The following is a 17,078-nucleotide window of genomic DNA, read 5'->3' as shown; positions in this document are numbered from 1 at the left end:
ATCGCTTGAGCGTCGAGCGCTGAGCGTCAGCGGTCGCGTGGACGCGACTCGTCGGTTACAGGCAAGTCTGGATATCGCCGGTCGCCTCGCTGCCGGCCGCGCCCGAGGCACGGAAGCCGACCCACGAGCCCGGGCCGGTCCAGTTGGGACGCACGACGGCGGCGGCGCCCGCGGGCGGCTGCTGGCCCGGCACGTAGACATCGAGGGCCTGGTCGTTGGCGAGCGTATCCTGCGATACGACCTGCTGCTGCGACTTGTCGGCCCATTTCTGCGAGATGCACTGCGCGACGACCTTCGGCGCTTTCTGGCTCGTGCCCACCTGTTGCACGCCTGCAGGCGGCTGGGCGGCACACGCCGAGATCGCAACGGTCATGGCGAGAAGGGACAAATATTTCACGTTACCTCCTTGTTGGGGCGCTCACTGCGGAGCCGGGTTTTAAGAGTGAAGCGAAAGTTCAGATAACAGAACCCTGGCCTTGTTCCGCGTTTTGTCTTGAAATGCGCCCGGCGCCGTGGTCTCCCGACTCGGTCTGCGAATCATCTGGAGGCCGTCGCGCCCAGCAGCGGTTTCAGGTTTGGCCAGACGTTTTCCAATAGCAAGGGCTGGGCCTGAACCGTGGGATGAATCTGGTCGGCCTGAAAGAGGGCGGGCTTGTCGACGATACCGGCCAGCAGGAACGGCACGAGCGGCACTTTCTTCTCTTTCGACAACTGCTCGTAGACGCCATGGAACTTTTGCGAGTAGTCGGGGCCGTAATTGGGCGGAACGTACATCCCGACGAGTAAAACCTTCGCGTGCACGGCCTGCGATCGCTCGACGATCGATCGAAGATTCGCCTCGGTCGTCGCGAGCGGCACGCCACGCAGCGCATCGTTGGCGCCCAGCTCGACCACGACGACCGCCGGCTTCAGCCGGTTCAAGATGGCGGGCAACCGGGCAAGCCCGCCGCTCGTGGTGTCGCCGCTGATGCTCGAATTGGCGACGCTATAATCGAGACGCTCTTTGGCGAGCCGTTCGCGCAGCAGGTTGACCCAGCCCGTATCGCGCGGCAGGCCGTATTCGGCGGAGAGACTGTCGCCGAGCACGACGATCGTCGGCAACGACCGAGCCGCCTGTGCGTCCGCGGCATGGGCGCTTGGCAATCCCGCAGTCAACGAAAGCGCGACGAGCGTCACCCGCGTCACGAGCGCCGCAGCGCGTGCGTCCCAGTTCACCTTGAAGTTTTCCATGCAAAACAATATCGAACCAGTCATCGAAGTACGGGGATTGAGCAAGCGGGTCAAGGACGCAACAGGTGAACTGACGATCCTCGATCAGATCGACCTGGCGATTCCGAAAGGCAGCAGCGTGGCAATCGTCGGCGCATCGGGGTCGGGCAAGTCGACGCTGCTCGGCTTGCTCGCTGGTTTGGACAGCGCGAGCGAGGGCTCGGTTCGTCTGCTCGGCAAGGAACTCGGTGACCTCGACGAAGACGGGCGCGCTGCGCTGCGTAGCGGCTCGGTCGGATTCGTGTTCCAGTCGTTCCAGTTGATGCCGCATCTCACGGCGCTCGAAAACGTGATGCTGCCGCTAGAACTGCGCGCCGAGATGCCGCATCGCGAGATCGCAGCGCGTGCGCGGTCGCTGCTCGACCAGGTCGGGCTCGCGCAGCGCACCGGGCACTATCCGAAGCTGTTGTCGGGCGGCGAACAGCAGCGTGTCGCGCTCGCGCGCGCGTTCGTCACGCATCCGGCCATCCTCTTCGCCGACGAACCGACCGGCAGCCTCGACGCCGCGACCGGCTACGCGATCATCGACCTGATGTTCGAAATGAACCGCCGCAATGGCGCGACGCTCGTGCTCGTCACGCACGACACCGAACTCGCTGGCCGCTGCGATGCGACGGTGACGATCGAAGCGGGGCGGCTCGTGAACGGCCTCGGCGTGTAAAGACGCGCGTCGTCCCATGCTCTTGGACGACACGCGCTCACATCAGCGCTTCAATGCCTTGCGTGCGCGCGCAATCAGCGTCGAGGTCGACGAGTCGTGCTTCGCCGGATCGGCGCTTGCCGCGGTGATGTCGGCTTCGACGACCTTGCCGAGAATCTTGCCGAGTTCCACGCCCCACTGGTCGAACGGATTGATGTCCCACACCGACGCCTGCACGAGGACCTTGTGCTCGTAGAGCGCGATCAGCGCGCCGAGCGTTTGCGGCGTGAGCGCATCGAGCAGGATGGTCGTGGTCGGGCGATTGCCGGGGAAGCTCAGATGCGTCGCGAGCGCTTCCTTGCCGGGGCCCGCCACCTTCTTCGCTTCTTCCAGCGTGCGGCCGAGCATCAGCGCCTCGCTCTGCGCGAAGCAGTTCGCGAGCAGCTTCGCGTGATGATCGACGAGCGGATGTTCGGGCGTCAGCACCGCGATGAAGTCGATCGGAATGATGGTCGGCCCCTGGTGCAGCATCTGGAAGAACGCGTGCTGCCCGTTCGTGCCCGGCTCGCCCCAGATCACGGCGGCGGTGGGGTAATCGACCATCGTGCCGTCGAGCCGCGCCGATTTGCCGTTGCTTTCCATCTCCAGTTGCTGGAGATACGCGGAAAGATAATGCAGCGCTTCCGAATACGGCGCGACCAAGTCGCTTTGCGAGCCAAAGAAGTTTCGATACCAGATGCCGATCATGCCCATCAGCACCGGCAGGTTCTTCTCCAGCGGTGCGGTGCGGAAATGCTCGTCCATCCTGTGCGCGCCTTCGAGCAAACCCTCGAAGTTCTTCGGACCCACCGCGATCATGATCGACAAGCCGACCGCCGACCACAGCGAATAGCGCCCGCCGACCCAGTCCCACATCTCGAACACGTTCTCTTTCGCGATGCCGAACTTGACCACTTCCTCCGGATTTGCCGACACGCCGACGAAGTGCTTCGACAACGCGTCTTCCGGGCAGCCTTGGCGGGTGAACCAGTCGCGCATCGAGCGCGCGTTGGTCATCGTTTCGAGCGTCGTGAAGGTCTTCGACACGATGATCGCGAGCGTCTCTTCGGCGTCGATGGTTTGCAGCACGTTGTAGAGATCGGCGCCGTCGACGTTCGACACGAAGTGCGTCTGCAATTCCGGCGACGCCAGATGATGCAGCGCGTGCACGACCATCTTCGGCCCGAGGTCCGATCCGCCGATGCCGATGTTCACCACGTGCCGGATGCGCTTGCCGGTATAGCCCGTCCACGCGCCGTCGCGGACCTTGTCCGCGAACGCCGCCATCTTCGCCTTCTCGGCGCGGACCTGCTGCTGGAACGGGGCGTCGTCGGCGGTGGCGCGCAACGCCGTGTGCAGCGCCGCGCGGTGCTCGGTCATGTTGACGATGTCGCCCGCGAACATCGCGTCGCGGCGTTCGGTGACCTTCGCCTGCCGCGCCAGCTCGACGAGCAGCTTGAGCGTCGCATCGGTGATGCGGTTCTTCGAGAAGTCGATGGCAAGACCGCCGCCGTCGAACGTGAAGCGCTCGGCGCGCGTCGGCGCGGTGTCGTTTTGCGGCGCGAACCAGTCGCGCAGGCGTTCGCCGGAGATTTCGTCGTAATGGGACTGGAGCGCCGACCAGGCAGGGAGCGAATTGAGCGTCATAGCGGTCCGATGGGCTTGAGTTGGCTTGGATTGCTTCGAGGTGTCTTCATGGCCGTCACTGGCTGAAGGGAACGTTCCGTGCGAATGCCCGCGAGACGCGGAAGCAGGTGCGCGGTCCACTGCGAGTATAGCGACGATGCATGAACGATGGCTTGCATCGCCGCTCGCTGATTTCCGCTGCTTCAGCCCGAATAGAAGCGGCGATTGAGCAAGCTGCGTACCTTTGGCGCGAGTTCGCCGGCCGTGAGACCCGCCGGGCCTTCGCCCTCGTCGGTCAGCACTTGCGCCGCGAGCCCGTGCAGATAGACGCCCGCGAGCGCGGCTTCGTACGCGGGCAACCGCTGCGCGAGCAATGCTCCGATCAATCCGCCGAGCACGTCGCCCGTGCCGCCCGTCGCGAGCGCGGCGTTGCCCGTGGGATTGATCGCGACGCGTCCGTCGGGCGACGCGATCACGGTGCCCGAGCCTTTCAGCACGGCGACGGCGCCAAACCGCGCCGCGAGCTGCCGCGCGGCGGCGATGCGTTCGCGCTGCACGTCCTTCACGTCGCGGCCCAGAAGGCGCGCGGCTTCCAGCGGATGCGGCGTCAGGATGCACGGATCGCCCTTCGCGCCACACGCGGCGACGCGGGCGGCCAATGCGTCGTCGCGGGAAATCAGGTTGAGCGCGTCGGCGTCGAGGAGTTTCGGCACGTCGAGCGCGAGCACGTCGGCGAGCACGCGCTTCGCGCGATCGCTCGATCCCATCCCGCAGCCGATCGAGAGCGCGTCCATCTTGTCGAGCGCGAAGCCGTCGACGTGATGCAGCATCAGTTCCGGATGAGGCGGGTCGTAGGGCGGGGCGCCGTCGCCGAGGAACGCGACGTTGACCTTGCCCGCGCCCCCGTAGAGCGCCATGCGCGCGGCGAGGATCGGCGCGCCGCACATGCCGGTGTCGCCGCCGATCACGGCGAGCGTGCCGAAGGTGCCCTTGTTGCTCGCGTAGTCGCGCGGCGGCAGGTGCGTCGCGAAAAGCGACGGCGCGTTGAGGACGATCGACGGCTGCGCGGGCGGATCGACGTCGAGCGTCGCGACAACCAGCTTGCCGGTGAGGTCGCGGCCTTGGCCCGTGTAATGCCCCGGCTTCGCGCCGATGAAGCTGATCGTGTGCGTCGCGCGCACGGCCGGGCCGCCGCTCACCGCTTCGCCGGTGTCGCTGTTCAGGCCGCTGGCGATGTCGAGCGCGAGCACGCCGCCGTCCTCGCGGGAGCGGCGCGTGAGGCGCGTCGCGATCTCGGCGAACACGCCGTGAAGCGGCCGCGCGAGCCCGATGCCGAACATGCCGTCGACGACCCAGCTATAGCCCGCGAGCGACTGCGGCGCTTGGTCCGAGATCGGTACGCCGGCCGCGCGCGCGGTGTCGAGCGCCCAGCGGGCGTCGTCCGGTTTGACTTCGACCGGCATGCACACTTCGACGGCCACGCCCGCTTTCAGCAGTTCGGCGGCGAGCACGAGCGCATCGCCGCCATTGTTGCCCGGGCCCGCGACGATCCACACCGGGAGCGACTGGCGCTCGGGCGAATGCTGATCCGAGTCGAGGAGAAACTGCGCGGCGGCGGCGCCCGCGCGTGCCATCAGCGTGTGCGCGGGCAGCGCGCTGGCTGCGCGCGCTTCGAGCGAGCGGAGTTCGTCGAGCGTGAGGAGGGCGAGCGCGTCGTCGTTCGGAGCGAGATAGGGCGATCGGTGCGAGGTCATGGCGAAATGGCGTGATGAGCGGGCGTGATGAGCGGCATCGGCCGGCCGCTCGCGCCTCGCATCGCCCCGTGCTCAGAACCGGTCGATGCGCAACGCCGCGAGGGTGTCGGCGGGAATGTCGGGGGTGAGCCCGGAAACGAGATCCGCGATCACTTTAGCAGAGCCGCACGCGAGGCCCCAGCCCGCCGGGCCGTGCGCCGCGTTGACGAAAAGCCGCGCGTGGCCCGTCGCGCCGACGACCGGCAGCCCGTCCGGCGAGAGCAGGCGCAAGCCTTCCCAGGTCCGCGCCGCCGACACCTTCGCGGCACCCGGCACCCAGTCGTGCGTGCCTTGCCCGAGGAGCGCGAACACGCGGTCGGCAAGCGCGGCGGGCAGCGGCTTGAGCGTCTTCGCCTCGCTCTGCAGGACGCCCGCGCCCGCGACGCGCAGACGCTGGTTGACGCGCGTCATCGCGATGCGCTTGATCGAATCGACGATCGTGATGTGCGGCGCGTGCTCTTCGTAGGCGATCGGCGCGGTGAGGCTGTGCAGGCGCAACGGATGCAGCGGCAACTTGCCGTTCACGCGCGACACCAGCGCTGGCGTGCCGATGCCCGCCGCCACGACGATCGCATCGGCCGTGACGCGGTCGTAGTGGACGCCCGCGACCGGCATCAGGTCGACGGCCGCGCCGCGGTCGTCCAGATGAAGCGACGCGACCTCGCGGCCGAGCCGGAACTGCACGCCGCGGTCTTCCAGGATCTGCTTGAGCTGTTTCGTGAAGAGCGGACAGTTCGCGGTGCGCTCGTCGTCGAGCATCACGCCGCCGGCGAAGGGCGGATCGTCGGGCACGGACGGCTCGGCGGCGGCGCACTCGGCGGCACTCAGCACGTGATGCGGCACCTCGAAGCGCCTGAGCAACTCGATGGCCGGCGCCGCCAGTTCGAGCTCGCGCGGACGGCGGAACACGTGCAGCACGCCGCGCCGCTGCTCGCAGTCGAGGCCGAACGTCGCTTCGATCTCGTCGATCACGCGCCGCGACAGTTCGACGAGCGGTCGCAGCCGGGCGTATTGCGCGGTGAACGCGTCGGGTTCGCGCAGGCGCGCGAGTTTTTTCGCGAAATCGCGCGCGGCGGAATCGAAACCCGGCCTGAAGACGATGCCCGTCTTCGCCGCGCTGCGGGCGCCCATGAAGGTCGGGCCGAACCAGACGTCGAGCGGCGAGGGCAGGATCGGGCCGCCGTGGCCGTAGGTCGCGCCCTGCGCGACGGTCGCGTGGCGCTCGATCACGCAGACGCGGTGTCCGGCCGCATACAACTGGTAAGCGGTGGCGATTCCGCCGATCCCGCCGCCGATGACGATGACATCCATGATTCTTTGTCGCCCGAGGGCGTGAGACTTGCGTGTTGTGTGGCGAGTGGTGCGCGGCTCGTCGCGATCGACGCGAGCCGCAAGCAGTGCCGTGAATTTGACGGACCGGCGGCGTCGAAAGGGTACGTCCGCGCGGGGAAAGCGCGCCATGATAGCGCCAAACGGCGGTCGCCGGACGCCTCGGCGGCGCTCGCGAGCGCGCGTCGCCGCTTGCCGCGGCACGGCGAACCCGCGGCGAACCCGTCGCGGCAGGCGTTGCGCGGAATTGGAAAAATTCCGCGAATTTTGCTCGCCGCCCGCATTTCGATACACCGCGCGGCGCAGCGGCTACGCCCGGCGAGCGGCATCGGCGGGCGCTCCGGGCGGGGTGCCCGGCCGATTTCGAGACACTTCCGGGTTATAATCCGGGTCTTCCCTTCGCCTCACGCCGCTTCGTCTGCAATGGACAAAACGGCCTATCGACGTCATCGACGCACCGTCACAATGGCCCACTTCTCGTGTTTCCCCGGCGCTTCGGCCCTCTCCGATTTCCGTCAGACTCGTCTCCTCGAAACGCTCGCCCGCATCGACCCGAATATCGTCGGCGTGCGCGGCCAGTATCTGCACTTCGTGAACTCGGCCGAGCCGCTCACCGACGAAGACACCAACCGCATTCACGCGCTGATGCACTACGGCGCGCCGTTCGAGGAACAGAAGGAACGCGGCAACGTCGCGACGTTCATGGTCGTGCCGCGCTTTGGCACCGTCTCGCCGTGGGCGAGCAAGGCGACCGACATCGCGCACCACTGCGGCCTCACGCACGTGCGGCGCATCGAGCGCGGCGTCGAATACACGGTGGTGCTCAAAAGCGGCCTGCTCGGCGGCAAGAAAACGCTCACCGACGAAGCGCGCGCACAGGTCGCGGCGGCGCTCCATGACCGCATGACCGAAAACGTGGCGCCGTCGCGCGATCACGCGCTGCATCTCTTCGACGAACTGCCGGCGAAGCCGCTGCAAACCGTCGACATCCTCGGCCACGGACGCGGCGCGCTGGAAGCGGCGAACCTGGAACTCGGCCTCGCGCTCGCGGACGACGAAATCGACTATCTCGTCGATGCGTTCAAATCGCTCGGACGCAATCCGACCGACGTCGAACTGATGATGTTCGCGCAGGCGAACAGCGAGCACTGCCGCCACAAGATTTTCAACGGCGAATGGACCATCGACGGCGAAAAGCAGGACATCTCGCTCTTCCAGATGATCCGCAATACCGAGAAGCTCAATCACGAAGGCACGATCGTCGCGTATTCGGACAACTCGGCGATCATGGCGGGCGGCGTCGCCGAGCGCTGGTTCCCGCGCGGCACGAACGAGCATTACGCGCGCAACGTCGAGCTGACGCACACGCTGATGAAGGTCGAGACGCACAATCACCCGACCGCGATCTCGCCATTCGCGGGCGCGGCGACCGGCTCGGGCGGCGAGATCCGCGACGAAGGCGCGACCGGGCGCGGCGCGCGTCCGAAGGCGGGTCTCGCGGGCTTTACGGTGTCGAACCTCGATCTTCCGGGCGCGCGCCAGAAGTGGGAAAACGCCCGCGACAGCGCGACGCCCTTGCCGCAGCGCAATCCCGCCGACGCCAACGAGCCGTATGGACGCCCGGACCGCATCGCGTCGCCGTTGCAGATCATGATCGACGGGCCCATCGGCGCCGCCGCCTTCAACAACGAATTCGGCCGCCCGAATCTCGGCGGCTATTTCCGCACCTACGAGCAGAACGTCGCGGGCCGCGTGCGCGGCTATCACAAGCCGATCATGATCGCGGGCGGCATCGGCAATATCTCCGACCAGCACACGCACAAAATGGACTTGCCGGCAGGCACGCTCCTGATCCAGATCGGCGGGCCCGGCATGCGCATCGGCATGGGCGGCGGCGCGGCGAGTTCAATGGCGACCGGCGCGAACACCGCCGAGCTCGATTTCGACTCGGTTCAGCGCGGCAATCCGGAAATCCAGCGCCGCGCGCAGGAAGTGATCAACGCGTGCTGGCAGCAGGGCGAGCAGAACCCGATCCTGTCGATTCACGACGTCGGCGCGGGCGGGATTTCGAACGCGTTCCCGGAACTCGTCGATGGTGCGGGCAAGGGCGCGCGCTTCGAGCTGCGAAAAGTACAACTCGAAGAAACGGGGCTCTCGCCGCGCGAAATCTGGTCGAACGAGGCGCAGGAACGCTACGTCCTCGCCATCGCGCCGGCCGATCTGCCCGCGTTCGAGGCGATCTGCGAGCGCGAGCGTTGCCCGGTCGCGGTCGTCGGCGTGGCGACGGAAGAACGCCAGTTGCAATTGGTCGACGACCAAAGCGACGGCCAGGCGCCCGTCGACATGCCGATGGACGTGTTGCTCGGCAAGCCGCCGAAGATGCATCGCGACGTGAAGCGCGAGGCGGCGACGTTCGAGCCCATCGACGTGACGGGTGTGACGTTCTCGGAGATCGCCGTCGATGTGCTGAAGCACCCGACGGTCGCGAGCAAGTCGTTTCTCATCACGATCGGCGACCGCTCGGTGGGCGGCACGACCGCGCGCGACCAGATGGTCGGCCCGTGGCAGGTGCCCGTCGCCGACTGTGCGATCACGACGATGGACTACGCGGGCTTTCGCGGCGAAGCGATGACGATAGCCGAGCGCACGCCGCTCGCCGTCATCGACGCGCCGGCGTCGGGCCGCATGGCGGTGGGCGAGGCGGTGACGAACATCGCCGCCGCGCCGATCGAATCGCTGAACAAGCTGAAACTCTCCGCGAACTGGATGGCCGCGTGCGGCAGCGCGGGCGAAGACGCCGCGCTCTTCGATACCGTGAAGGCGATCGGCATGGAACTGTGCCCGGCGCTCGGCATCAGCATTCCGGTCGGTAAGGATTCGCTGTCGATGCGCACCCAGTGGCAGGACGCGACGGGCGCGGCGAAGGAAGTGGTGTCGCCGGTGTCGCTCATCATCTCGGCGTTCGCGCCGGTCGAGGACGTGCGCCGGCAACTCACGCCGCAACTGAGCCGCGACGTCGACACGGTCCTGATCGCGATCGATCTCGGCCGCGGGCGCAATCGCCTCGGCGGCAGCATCTTTGCGCAGGTGACGCAGCAGGTCGGCGACACGGTGCCCGACGTCGACGACGCCCTGGACCTGAAGCGCTTCTTCACCGCGATCCAGTCGCTCAATGCCGAAGGCAAGCTGCTCGCGTACCACGACCGCTCGGACGGCGGCCTGTGGGCGACCGTCTGCGAGATGGCGTTCGCGGGACACGTGGGCGTGTCGCTGAACGTCGACATGCTGACGCTCGACGCGAATCACGAGTCGGATTACGGCGACGCGAAGGACTGGGCCAAGCAGACGAGCGGCCGCCGCGACGACCGCACGATCCGCGCGCTCTTCGCGGAAGAACTCGGCGCGGTCGTGCAGGTGCGCGCGGCCGACCGCGACGCGGTTCTGGTCGCGTTGCGCGAACATGGGTTGTCGGCGTGCTCGCACGTGATCGGCAAGCCGAACGAGCGTGACACCATCGAGATCTATCGCGACGCGAAGAAGATCTACGAAGCGCCGCGCGTCGAGTTGCATCGCGCATGGGGCGAGGTGAGCTGGCGCATCGCGCGTCTGCGCGACAACCCCGCGTGCGCCGATGCGGAATACGAAGCGCTGTCGGATGCGAGCGATCCGGGCATCACGCCGGTCCTGAGCTTCGACCCGGCGCACGACGTGGCGGCGCCGTTCATCGGCAAGTTGGCACGCCCGCGCGTGGCGATCCTGCGCGAGCAGGGCGTCAACTCGCATCTGGAGACGGCCTACGCGTTCGATCGCGCAGGCTTCGATGCGCACGACGTCCACATGAGCGACCTGCTCGAAGGCCGCGCGACGCTCGCCGACTTCGCGGGCGCGGTGGCGTGCGGCGGCTTTTCCTACGGCGACGTGCTCGGCGCGGGCGAGGGCTGGGCGAAGACGATCCGCTTTAATCCGCGTCTCGCCGACATGTTCGCCGCGTTCTTCGGCCGCACGGATACGTTCGCGCTCGGTATCTGCAACGGCTGCCAGATGATGAGCAGCCTCGCGTCGATCATCCCCGGCGCCGATGCCTGGCCGAAGTTCACGCGCAACAAGTCGGAGCAGTTCGAAGCGCGCTTCTCGCTCGTGGAAGTACAAAACTCGCCGTCGATTTTCTTTGCCGGCATGGATGGCTCGCGCATTCCGGTGGCGGTCGCGCACGGTGAAGGTTTCGCGGACTTCTCGCAGCAAGGCGATGCGTCGAAGGCGCTGGTCGCGATGCGCTTCGTCGATCATCGCGGCGACGCGACGGAGCGTTATCCGTTCAATCCGAACGGATCGCCGGAAGGCATCACCTCGGTGACGACACCGGATGGCCGGTTCACGGTGCTGATGCCGCACATGGAGCGCGTGCATCGCAACGTGCAGATGAGCTGGACGCCCGAGGACTGGACGAGCGACGGCAGCCCGTGGCTGCGTGCGTTCCAGAACGCACGGCGGTGGATCGGCTGATCTTCTGCGGCGAGCAGAAAGCAAAAACGCCACGAACGAAGTTCGTGGCGTTTTTTTGAGCGCTGCGGCCTTACTTGATCACCGCTTTCTTCTTCAACCCTTCTTCGAACGCCTGGAGCTTTTCCTGCTGGATCTGCTGCGCGATCTGCGACTTCACCTGTTCGAGCGGCGGCGGCGGAGTTTCGCGCGAGTCGTCGAGACGAATGATGTGCCAGCCGAATTGCGTCTTCACCGGCTCGGGCGTCACTTCACCCTTTTTCAGCTTCGCGGCGGCCGCGCCGAATTCAGGCACGTAAGCCTGCGGACTCGACCAGTCGAGATCGCCGCCGTTCTTGCCCGATCCCGGGTCCTTCGAATACTGCTTCGCGAGATCTTCGAAGCTCGCGCCGCCCTTGAGCTTCGCGATCAGTTCCTTCGCCTGCGCTTCGTCCTCGACGAGGATGTGATGCAGATGCAGTTCCTTGCCGCCACCCGCTTGCTTCACGAGGTCGTCGTAGCGCGCCTTGATCTCGGCGTCGGTCGGCGGGTTGTTCTTCACGAAGTCTTCGATCAGCGCGCGCAGCACCACGGTTTGTTGCGCGACGGCGATCTGCGCCTTCACGTCGGGACGGGTCGCGATACCGCGGCGCGCCGCCTCCTGGCTCAGGACCTCGCGATTGATCAGCTCTTCGCGAACGGCTGCCTGCAGTTGCGGCGAGTCCTTCTGACCCTGCTGGACGAGCTGGCTCACGAGCGCATTGGCGCGCGCGGTCGGGATCGGCGTGCCGTTCACGACGGCGATGTTTTGCGCGTAGGCGGGCACCGCCGCGAACGCAGCCAGCAATACCCAGAGATGGGTTTTTTTCAAAGTCATCGGAAGTTCCTAACGAGGCAACAGATGCCGTTGAGGCAGGTTAAAGAAGGAAAGCGCGTATCGCGTGGGACCTGCGTGGGGCCCGGGCAAGCGCCCGATCCAGGCGACAGAGGCCAACGGAACGTCTGCAACGGCGGGGAAGATCATTCGAATTGTTCGGCGAATTCTTCGGGCGTGTACGCCTTGATCGCGAGCGCATGGACGCCGCGCCGCATCTCCTCGGCCAGCGCATCATACACCAGCCGGTGCCGCGCCACGCGGGGCTTACCCGCGAAGTGCGCCGACACGATCGTCACCGTGTAGTGACTCCCCGATGCCGCGCCGGCATGCCCCGCGTGGGCCGCGCTGTCGTCGTCGATATGGAGCGACGACGGTTCGAGCGCGGCGTTCAGGCGCGCTTCCAGCTGCGCGATCTTGTCCGCCGCCGATGCGCTCATGAAGTCGCCAAGATGATGAGTCATCGCTCGTCCTCCTTCATGTGTTTTGCGAGCCACAGGCTTTGCAGCACGATGAATACGAAAAGGCAGCCGGTCGCGCCGAAGAGCTTGAAGTTCACCCACTGATCGGTCGTGAAGTTATACGCGACGAACAGATTCACGATGCCGAGAATCGCGAAGAACACCGCCCACGCGACATTCAACTGCCCCCACACGCGATGCGGCAGCACGATCTGCTTGCCCATCATCGCTTCGATCAGGTTCTTCCTGAACCCCAGTTGCGCGACGATCAGCGCCACGGCGAAGAGCCAGTAGAGCGCTGTCGGTTTCCACTTGATGAAGGTATCGTTGTGCAGCACGAGCGTCGCGCCGCCGAACACGACGACGACGCCCAGGCTCACCCACAGCATCGCGTCGACCTTGCGATGACGGAACGCGACCCACGCGATCTGCACGAGCGTCGCGACGATCGCCACGGCGGTTGCCGTGTAGATGCCCCAGATCTTGAATGCGACGAAAAAGAGAATGATCGGGAACAGATCGAACAGAAATTTCATGGACGTTCGGACGAGGAGGGCATGAGCATGTGAGCACGCGCCGTTCGCGTGCCGCCTTTCGGGCGGCTACGCAAACGACGCGTGCAGATCAACCGGAGCGCTGAACGCGACCGGCGCGCGGCGGCGAAAATTACTTGGGTTCGAATTGTAGCGCAGCCGAGTTAATGCAATAGCGCAGGCCGGTCGGCGCCGGGCCGTCCTCGAACACGTGGCCCAGATGCGCGCCGCAGTTCTTGCACTCCACTTCGATGCGCAGCATGCCGTGCGAGCGGTCCGTCTTCTCGGCGATCACTTCGCCGTCGATCGGCTTGAAATAGCTCGGCCAGCCGCAGCCGGCGTCGAACTTTGCATCCGATTCGAAGAGCGGCGTGCCGCAGCACACGCAGTCGTAGACGCCGCGCTCGGTGTGATCCCAGTACTCGCCGGTGAACGGCCGCTCGGTCGCGGCGTGGCGCGTGACCTGATATTGCGTTTCGGAGAGTTCCCGGCGATAGGTTTCGTCGTCCTTTTGCAGCGGATGCGCCGGGTCGCGGGTGATGTCGTCGCGGTTCATATCAATCCTCTGGTTGTCGGCCTGGGTTGGCTCATCTAGATAAGGGCGATTTCAGGAAGAACAACTCACTTCGAGATCGCTTGCCCAGTCGGGCGGCAGCCTCGCGTAAGCGTCGAATTCGGGTTGCTCGTCGAACGGGCGGGAGAGCACGCGCAAGAGCCGCTCGACCTCCGAGAAATCTTTCTCCTTCGCCTGGCGGATCGCCTGCTCGGCGAGGTGATTGCGCAACACGTACTTCGGATTCACGCGATTCATCGCGGCCGCGCGTTGCTCGTCGCTTCGTTGTTCCTGCGACAGCCTCGCGCGGTATTGCAAAGCCCACGCGTCGAACGCCGCGCGGTCGAGAAAGAGATCGCGCACCGGCGCGTCGCTGGATGCATCGGCCTTCGACAGCTTCGCGAGGTTGCGAAACGTGAGGGTGAAATCGGCGCGGTTCGCGTGCATCACTTCGAGCAGCGCGTTCGCCAGTTTCTCGTCGCCTTCGCGCGGATCGGTCAGGCCGAGCTTCGCGCGAAAGCGCGCTTCGAGCGCCGGCGCGAAACGCGTTTTGAAGCCTTCGAGCACGCGCTGCGCGTCTTCGATCACGCGTTCGGCGCGCCCTTCTTCGGGATACTGCTGGCCGAAGAGCGGCACGAGCGCCTGCGCGAGACAAAAGAGATTCCAGTAGCCGACCTGCGGCTGGCGGCTGTACGAATAACGGCCCTGCGTATCGGAGTGATTGCAGACGTGATGCGCGTTGAAGCCGTCCATGAAACCGAACGGGCCGTAGTCGATCGTGAGACCGAGGATCGACATGTTGTCCGTGTTCATCACGCCGTGGCAGAAGCCGACCGCCTGCCAGTCCGCCATCAGGTCGGCGGTGCGGTTCATGACTTCGCCGAGCAGCGCGAGGTAAGGATCGTCGGCTTCGCGGCACTGCGGATAGAAGCGGTCGATTACATGATCGGCGAGCGCCTTCAGGTCGTCCACGCGATCGTTCGAATAGAAATGCTCGAAGTGGCCGAAGCGCACGAAGCTCTCCGACACGCGCGTGACGATCGCCGATGTCTCGATGCTCTCGCGGCGCACCGGCAGGTCCGAGCCGATCACGGTGAGCGCGCGCGTCGTCGGGATGCCGAGGTGATGCATGGCCTCCGAGCACAGGAATTCGCGGATCGACGAACGCAGCACCGCGCGGCCGTCGCCCATGCGTGAATAGGGCGTGCGGCCCGCGCCCTTCAGTTGCAGCTCGAACCGCCGGCCCGCGGATTCGATCTCGCCGAGGCCGATCGCGCGCCCGTCGCCGAGTTGCCCGGCCCATACGCCGAACTGATGTCCTGAATAGACCGTCGCGTAAGGCAGCTTGTCGGCGGGCCAGTCGCGGGTGGGGTTGCCCGCGAAGAACTCGGCGAACGCGGGTTCATGCGCCGCTGCGGGATCGATGCCGAGTTGCCTCGCGGCATCCGCGGAAACGGCGACGAGGTAAGGGTCGGGCACGGGCGCGGCGGGGAGGCGAGTCAGGAACCGCGTGCCCAGCTGGACGAAGGCATCGGGGCGGCCGATATCGATGGCGGCGGCGACTTCGTCCATCGAGAGGGCGGTGTCTCGTTCAGCGTGCAAGGCATTGCTTGGGGAAAACGACATGTTGAGCGCCTCTGGGTTAAACGATATTGTAATTCCGCGCAGGCGGCGCTGCAGAGGCCGCTCCAATGCGCCAAAAGTACAAGACGAAAATCACTGGAGACTTAAGCCCATGACGTCGCCGCTTTACGGCCAGATGATGGATGTACCGCTCCTCGCTTCATCGCTGTTGTCCCACGCTGCACGCTATTTCGGCGACACCGAAATCGTCTCCCGCCGTATCGAGGGGGATATTCATCGCTATACGTACCGCGACTGCGAGAAGCGCGCGAAGCAACTGGCGCAGGCGCTGATCGCGCTCGGCGTGCAACCGGGCGAGCGCATCGGCACGCTCGCCTGGAACGGTTACCGGCATCTCGAGTGCTATTACGGCACGACCGGCATGGGCGCCGTCTGCCACACGATCAATCCGCGACTCTTTCCCGAGCAGATCGCGTTCATCGTCGATCACGCCGAAGACGCCTACGTCTTCTTCGACATGACGTTCGCGCCGCTCGTCGACATCGTCGCGCCGCAGTGCCCGAAGGTGAAAGGCTGGATCGCGCTCGGCGATGCGTCGTGCATCCGCGAGCATCTCGGCGACATGGAGGTGCCGCTCTTTTCCTACGAGACGCTCGTCACCGCGCAGGACGGCGACTACGCATGGCCGGTCTTCGACGAACGCACGGCCTCGTTCCTCTGCTATACGTCGGGCACGACCGGCCATCCGAAGGGCGCGCTCTATTCGCACCGCTCGACCGTGCTGCACGCCTACGGCGCGGCGCTGCCCGATGCGATGAGCGCCTCCGCCGGCGACGCGATCCTGCCCGTCGTGCCGATGTTCCATGTGAACGCGTGGGGCATTCCGCACGCGGCGCCGCTCGTGGGGGCGAAGCTCGTGTTTCCGGGCAAGGACCTCGACGGCAAGTCGCTCTACGAACTGATGGAAGCCGAGGGCGTCACGTTCTCGGCCGGCGTGCCGACCGTCTGGCTCGGTCTGCTCAATTACATGAAAGAGGCGGGCGTGCGCTTCTCGACGCTCAGGCGCACGGTGATCGGCGGCTCCGCGTGTCCGCCCGCGATGCTGCGCGCGTTCGAAGACCAATACGGCGTCGAGGTGATCCATGCGTGGGGCATGACGGAGATGTCGCCGCTCGGCACGCTCGCGCATCTGAACTTCAGGCAGAAAGCGCGCTCGCCCGAAGAGCAACGCAAGTCGCGCGAGAAACAGGGGCACGTGATCTTCGGCGTCGACATGAAAGTAGTCGGCGACGACGGCCGCGAACTGCCGTGGGACGGCCGCTCGTTCGGCGACCTGCACGTTCGTGGACCGTGGGTGATCGACCGCTATTTCCGCAGCGATGAGTCTCCGCTCGTCGACGGCTGGTTCCCGACCGGCGACGTCGCCACCATCGACGCCGACGGCTTCATGCAGATCACCGACCGCAGCAAGGATGTGATCAAGTCGGGCGGCGAGTGGATCAGCTCCATCGACCTGGAGAACATCGCGGTGTCGCATCCGCAAGTGGCGGAGGCGGCGTGCATCGCCTGCGCGCATCCGAAGTGGACCGAGCGGCCGCTCATCGTGGCGGTGCTGCGTCCGGGCGCGACGGTCACGCGCGAGGAACTGCGCGCGTTCTACGAAGGCAAGGTCGCGAAGTGGTGGATGCCCGACGACGTCGTCTTCGCCGACGAACTGCCGCACACCGCGACCGGCAAGCTGCAGAAGCTGCGTCTGCGCGAGCTGTATCGCGACTACGTGCTGCCGGGCGTCGCCGAACATCCCGCCTGAACTCCGCCTGCGAAAGCCCGGGCCGCAAAGGTCCGGGTAAACCTCAGCATTCGATTGCCAATACAAAATTGAACGATCGTTCTTTTTT

General features: G+C 66.0%; 13 protein-coding genes. 3 read left to right on the top strand and 10 right to left on the bottom strand.

Annotated features, from left to right (window positions below; translation table 11 throughout):
- Nucleotides 1-55 precede the first annotated feature (55 nt).
- Nucleotides 56-397, bottom strand: a complete 342-nt coding sequence (locus AWB66_RS10800) for a hypothetical protein (RefSeq protein WP_087630303.1) — start codon at nt 395-397, stop codon at nt 56-58.
- Nucleotides 398-537: 140 nt separating this feature from the next.
- The gene (locus AWB66_RS10795; protein ID WP_235021090.1) at nt 538-1,230 is read right to left on the bottom strand and encodes an arylesterase; all 693 of its coding nucleotides are present in this window, start codon (nt 1,228-1,230) and stop codon (nt 538-540) included.
- Here AWB66_RS10795 and AWB66_RS10790 point away from each other — a divergent pair.
- Nucleotides 1,229-1,930 (top strand): ABC transporter ATP-binding protein, encoded by a 702-nt coding sequence (locus AWB66_RS10790; protein WP_087630301.1) that lies wholly within the window; start codon nt 1,229-1,231, stop codon nt 1,928-1,930. The genes AWB66_RS10795 and AWB66_RS10790 overlap by 2 nt on opposite strands.
- 42 nt (nt 1,931-1,972) lie before the next feature.
- Here the strand turns inward: AWB66_RS10790 and pgi are convergent, their stop codons facing one another.
- From pgi to AWB66_RS10775, 3 genes are all read right to left on the bottom strand, one after another.
- Nucleotides 1,973-3,595, bottom strand: a complete 1,623-nt coding sequence (pgi, locus tag AWB66_RS10785; protein ID WP_087630300.1) for a glucose-6-phosphate isomerase — start codon at nt 3,593-3,595, stop codon at nt 1,973-1,975.
- 182 nt (nt 3,596-3,777) lie between these two features.
- On the bottom strand, nt 3,778-5,328 hold the full coding sequence (locus AWB66_RS10780) for an NAD(P)H-hydrate dehydratase (protein WP_087630299.1): 1,551 nt from the start codon (nt 5,326-5,328) through the stop codon (nt 3,778-3,780).
- A gap of 72 nt (nt 5,329-5,400) precedes the next feature.
- Complete coding sequence (locus tag AWB66_RS10775) at nt 5,401-6,678, bottom strand: FAD-dependent oxidoreductase (protein WP_087630298.1); 1,278 nt, start codon at nt 6,676-6,678, stop codon at nt 5,401-5,403.
- Between the two features lie 483 nt (nt 6,679-7,161).
- Between AWB66_RS10775 and purL the strand changes: the two genes are divergently transcribed.
- Entirely contained in the window at nt 7,162-11,199 is a 4,038-nt protein-coding gene (gene purL, locus AWB66_RS10770; protein WP_087630297.1) for a phosphoribosylformylglycinamidine synthase, read from the top strand.
- 70 nt (nt 11,200-11,269) lie between these two features.
- On the opposite strand, the gene AWB66_RS10765 is transcribed toward purL, so the two are convergent.
- The 5 genes from AWB66_RS10765 to AWB66_RS10745 all read right to left on the bottom strand — a co-directional run bounded on the left by AWB66_RS10765 (nt 11,270) and on the right by AWB66_RS10745 (nt 15,168).
- Nucleotides 11,270-12,052 carry a peptidylprolyl isomerase gene (locus AWB66_RS10765; RefSeq protein WP_087630296.1) on the bottom strand — a complete coding sequence of 261 codons (783 nt, stop codon included), beginning with the start codon at nt 12,050-12,052 and terminating at the stop codon, nt 11,270-11,272.
- Nucleotides 12,053-12,195: 143 nt separating this feature from the next.
- Entirely contained in the window at nt 12,196-12,513 is a 318-nt protein-coding gene (locus tag AWB66_RS10760; RefSeq protein ID WP_087630295.1) for a BolA family protein, read from the bottom strand.
- Nucleotides 12,510-13,046, bottom strand: a complete 537-nt coding sequence (locus AWB66_RS10755) for a septation protein A (RefSeq protein ID WP_062634015.1) — start codon at nt 13,044-13,046, stop codon at nt 12,510-12,512. The genes AWB66_RS10760 and AWB66_RS10755 overlap by 4 nt, the downstream gene beginning before the upstream one ends.
- 130 nt (nt 13,047-13,176) lie before the next feature.
- Complete coding sequence (msrB, locus tag AWB66_RS10750) at nt 13,177-13,599, bottom strand: peptide-methionine (R)-S-oxide reductase MsrB (RefSeq protein WP_087630294.1); 423 nt, start codon at nt 13,597-13,599, stop codon at nt 13,177-13,179.
- 51 nt (nt 13,600-13,650) lie between these two features.
- Nucleotides 13,651-15,168, bottom strand: coding sequence for a protein adenylyltransferase SelO (locus tag AWB66_RS10745; protein ID WP_235021084.1), 1,518 nt, complete (start codon nt 15,166-15,168; stop codon nt 13,651-13,653).
- Nucleotides 15,169-15,331: 163 nt separating this feature from the next.
- On the opposite strand from AWB66_RS10745, the gene AWB66_RS10740 reads away from it, so the two are divergent.
- On the top strand, nt 15,332-16,990 hold the full coding sequence (locus AWB66_RS10740; protein WP_087630292.1) for a 3-(methylthio)propionyl-CoA ligase: 1,659 nt from the start codon (nt 15,332-15,334) through the stop codon (nt 16,988-16,990).
- Nucleotides 16,991-17,078 lie beyond the last annotated feature (88 nt).

This window comes from Caballeronia telluris, from assembly GCF_001544495.1.
Classification (GTDB): Bacteria; Pseudomonadota; Gammaproteobacteria; order Burkholderiales; family Burkholderiaceae; genus Caballeronia; species Caballeronia telluris.
This window is presented reverse-complemented; position numbering and strand designations above follow the sequence as displayed.

What these genes read in the sequence shown, in the direction of transcription:
- AWB66_RS10745 (WP_235021084.1), bottom strand. Translation starts at nt 15,168, where the DNA reads ATGGACGAAGTCGCCGCCGCCATCGATATCGGCCGCCCCGATGCCTTC.
- AWB66_RS10780 (WP_087630299.1), bottom strand. Translation starts at nt 5,328, where the DNA reads ATGACCTCGCACCGATCGCCCTATCTCGCTCCGAACGACGACGCGCTC.
- AWB66_RS10765 (WP_087630296.1), bottom strand. Translation starts at nt 12,052, where the DNA reads ATGACTTTGAAAAAAACCCATCTCTGGGTATTGCTGGCTGCGTTCGCG.
- AWB66_RS10795 (WP_235021090.1), bottom strand. Translation starts at nt 1,230, where the DNA reads ATGGAAAACTTCAAGGTGAACTGGGACGCACGCGCTGCGGCGCTCGTG.
- AWB66_RS10755 (WP_062634015.1), bottom strand. Translation starts at nt 13,046, where the DNA reads ATGAAATTTCTGTTCGATCTGTTCCCGATCATTCTCTTTTTCGTCGCA.
- AWB66_RS10790 (WP_087630301.1), top strand. Translation starts at nt 1,229, where the DNA reads ATGCAAAACAATATCGAACCAGTCATCGAAGTACGGGGATTGAGCAAG.
- AWB66_RS10760 (WP_087630295.1), bottom strand. Translation starts at nt 12,513, where the DNA reads ATGACTCATCATCTTGGCGACTTCATGAGCGCATCGGCGGCGGACAAG.
- AWB66_RS10740 (WP_087630292.1), top strand. Translation starts at nt 15,332, where the DNA reads ATGACGTCGCCGCTTTACGGCCAGATGATGGATGTACCGCTCCTCGCT.
- AWB66_RS10775 (WP_087630298.1), bottom strand. Translation starts at nt 6,678, where the DNA reads ATGGATGTCATCGTCATCGGCGGCGGGATCGGCGGAATCGCCACCGCT.
- msrB (WP_087630294.1), bottom strand. Translation starts at nt 13,599, where the DNA reads ATGAACCGCGACGACATCACCCGCGACCCGGCGCATCCGCTGCAAAAG.
- pgi (WP_087630300.1), bottom strand. Translation starts at nt 3,595, where the DNA reads ATGACGCTCAATTCGCTCCCTGCCTGGTCGGCGCTCCAGTCCCATTAC.
- purL (WP_087630297.1), top strand. Translation starts at nt 7,162, where the DNA reads ATGGCCCACTTCTCGTGTTTCCCCGGCGCTTCGGCCCTCTCCGATTTC.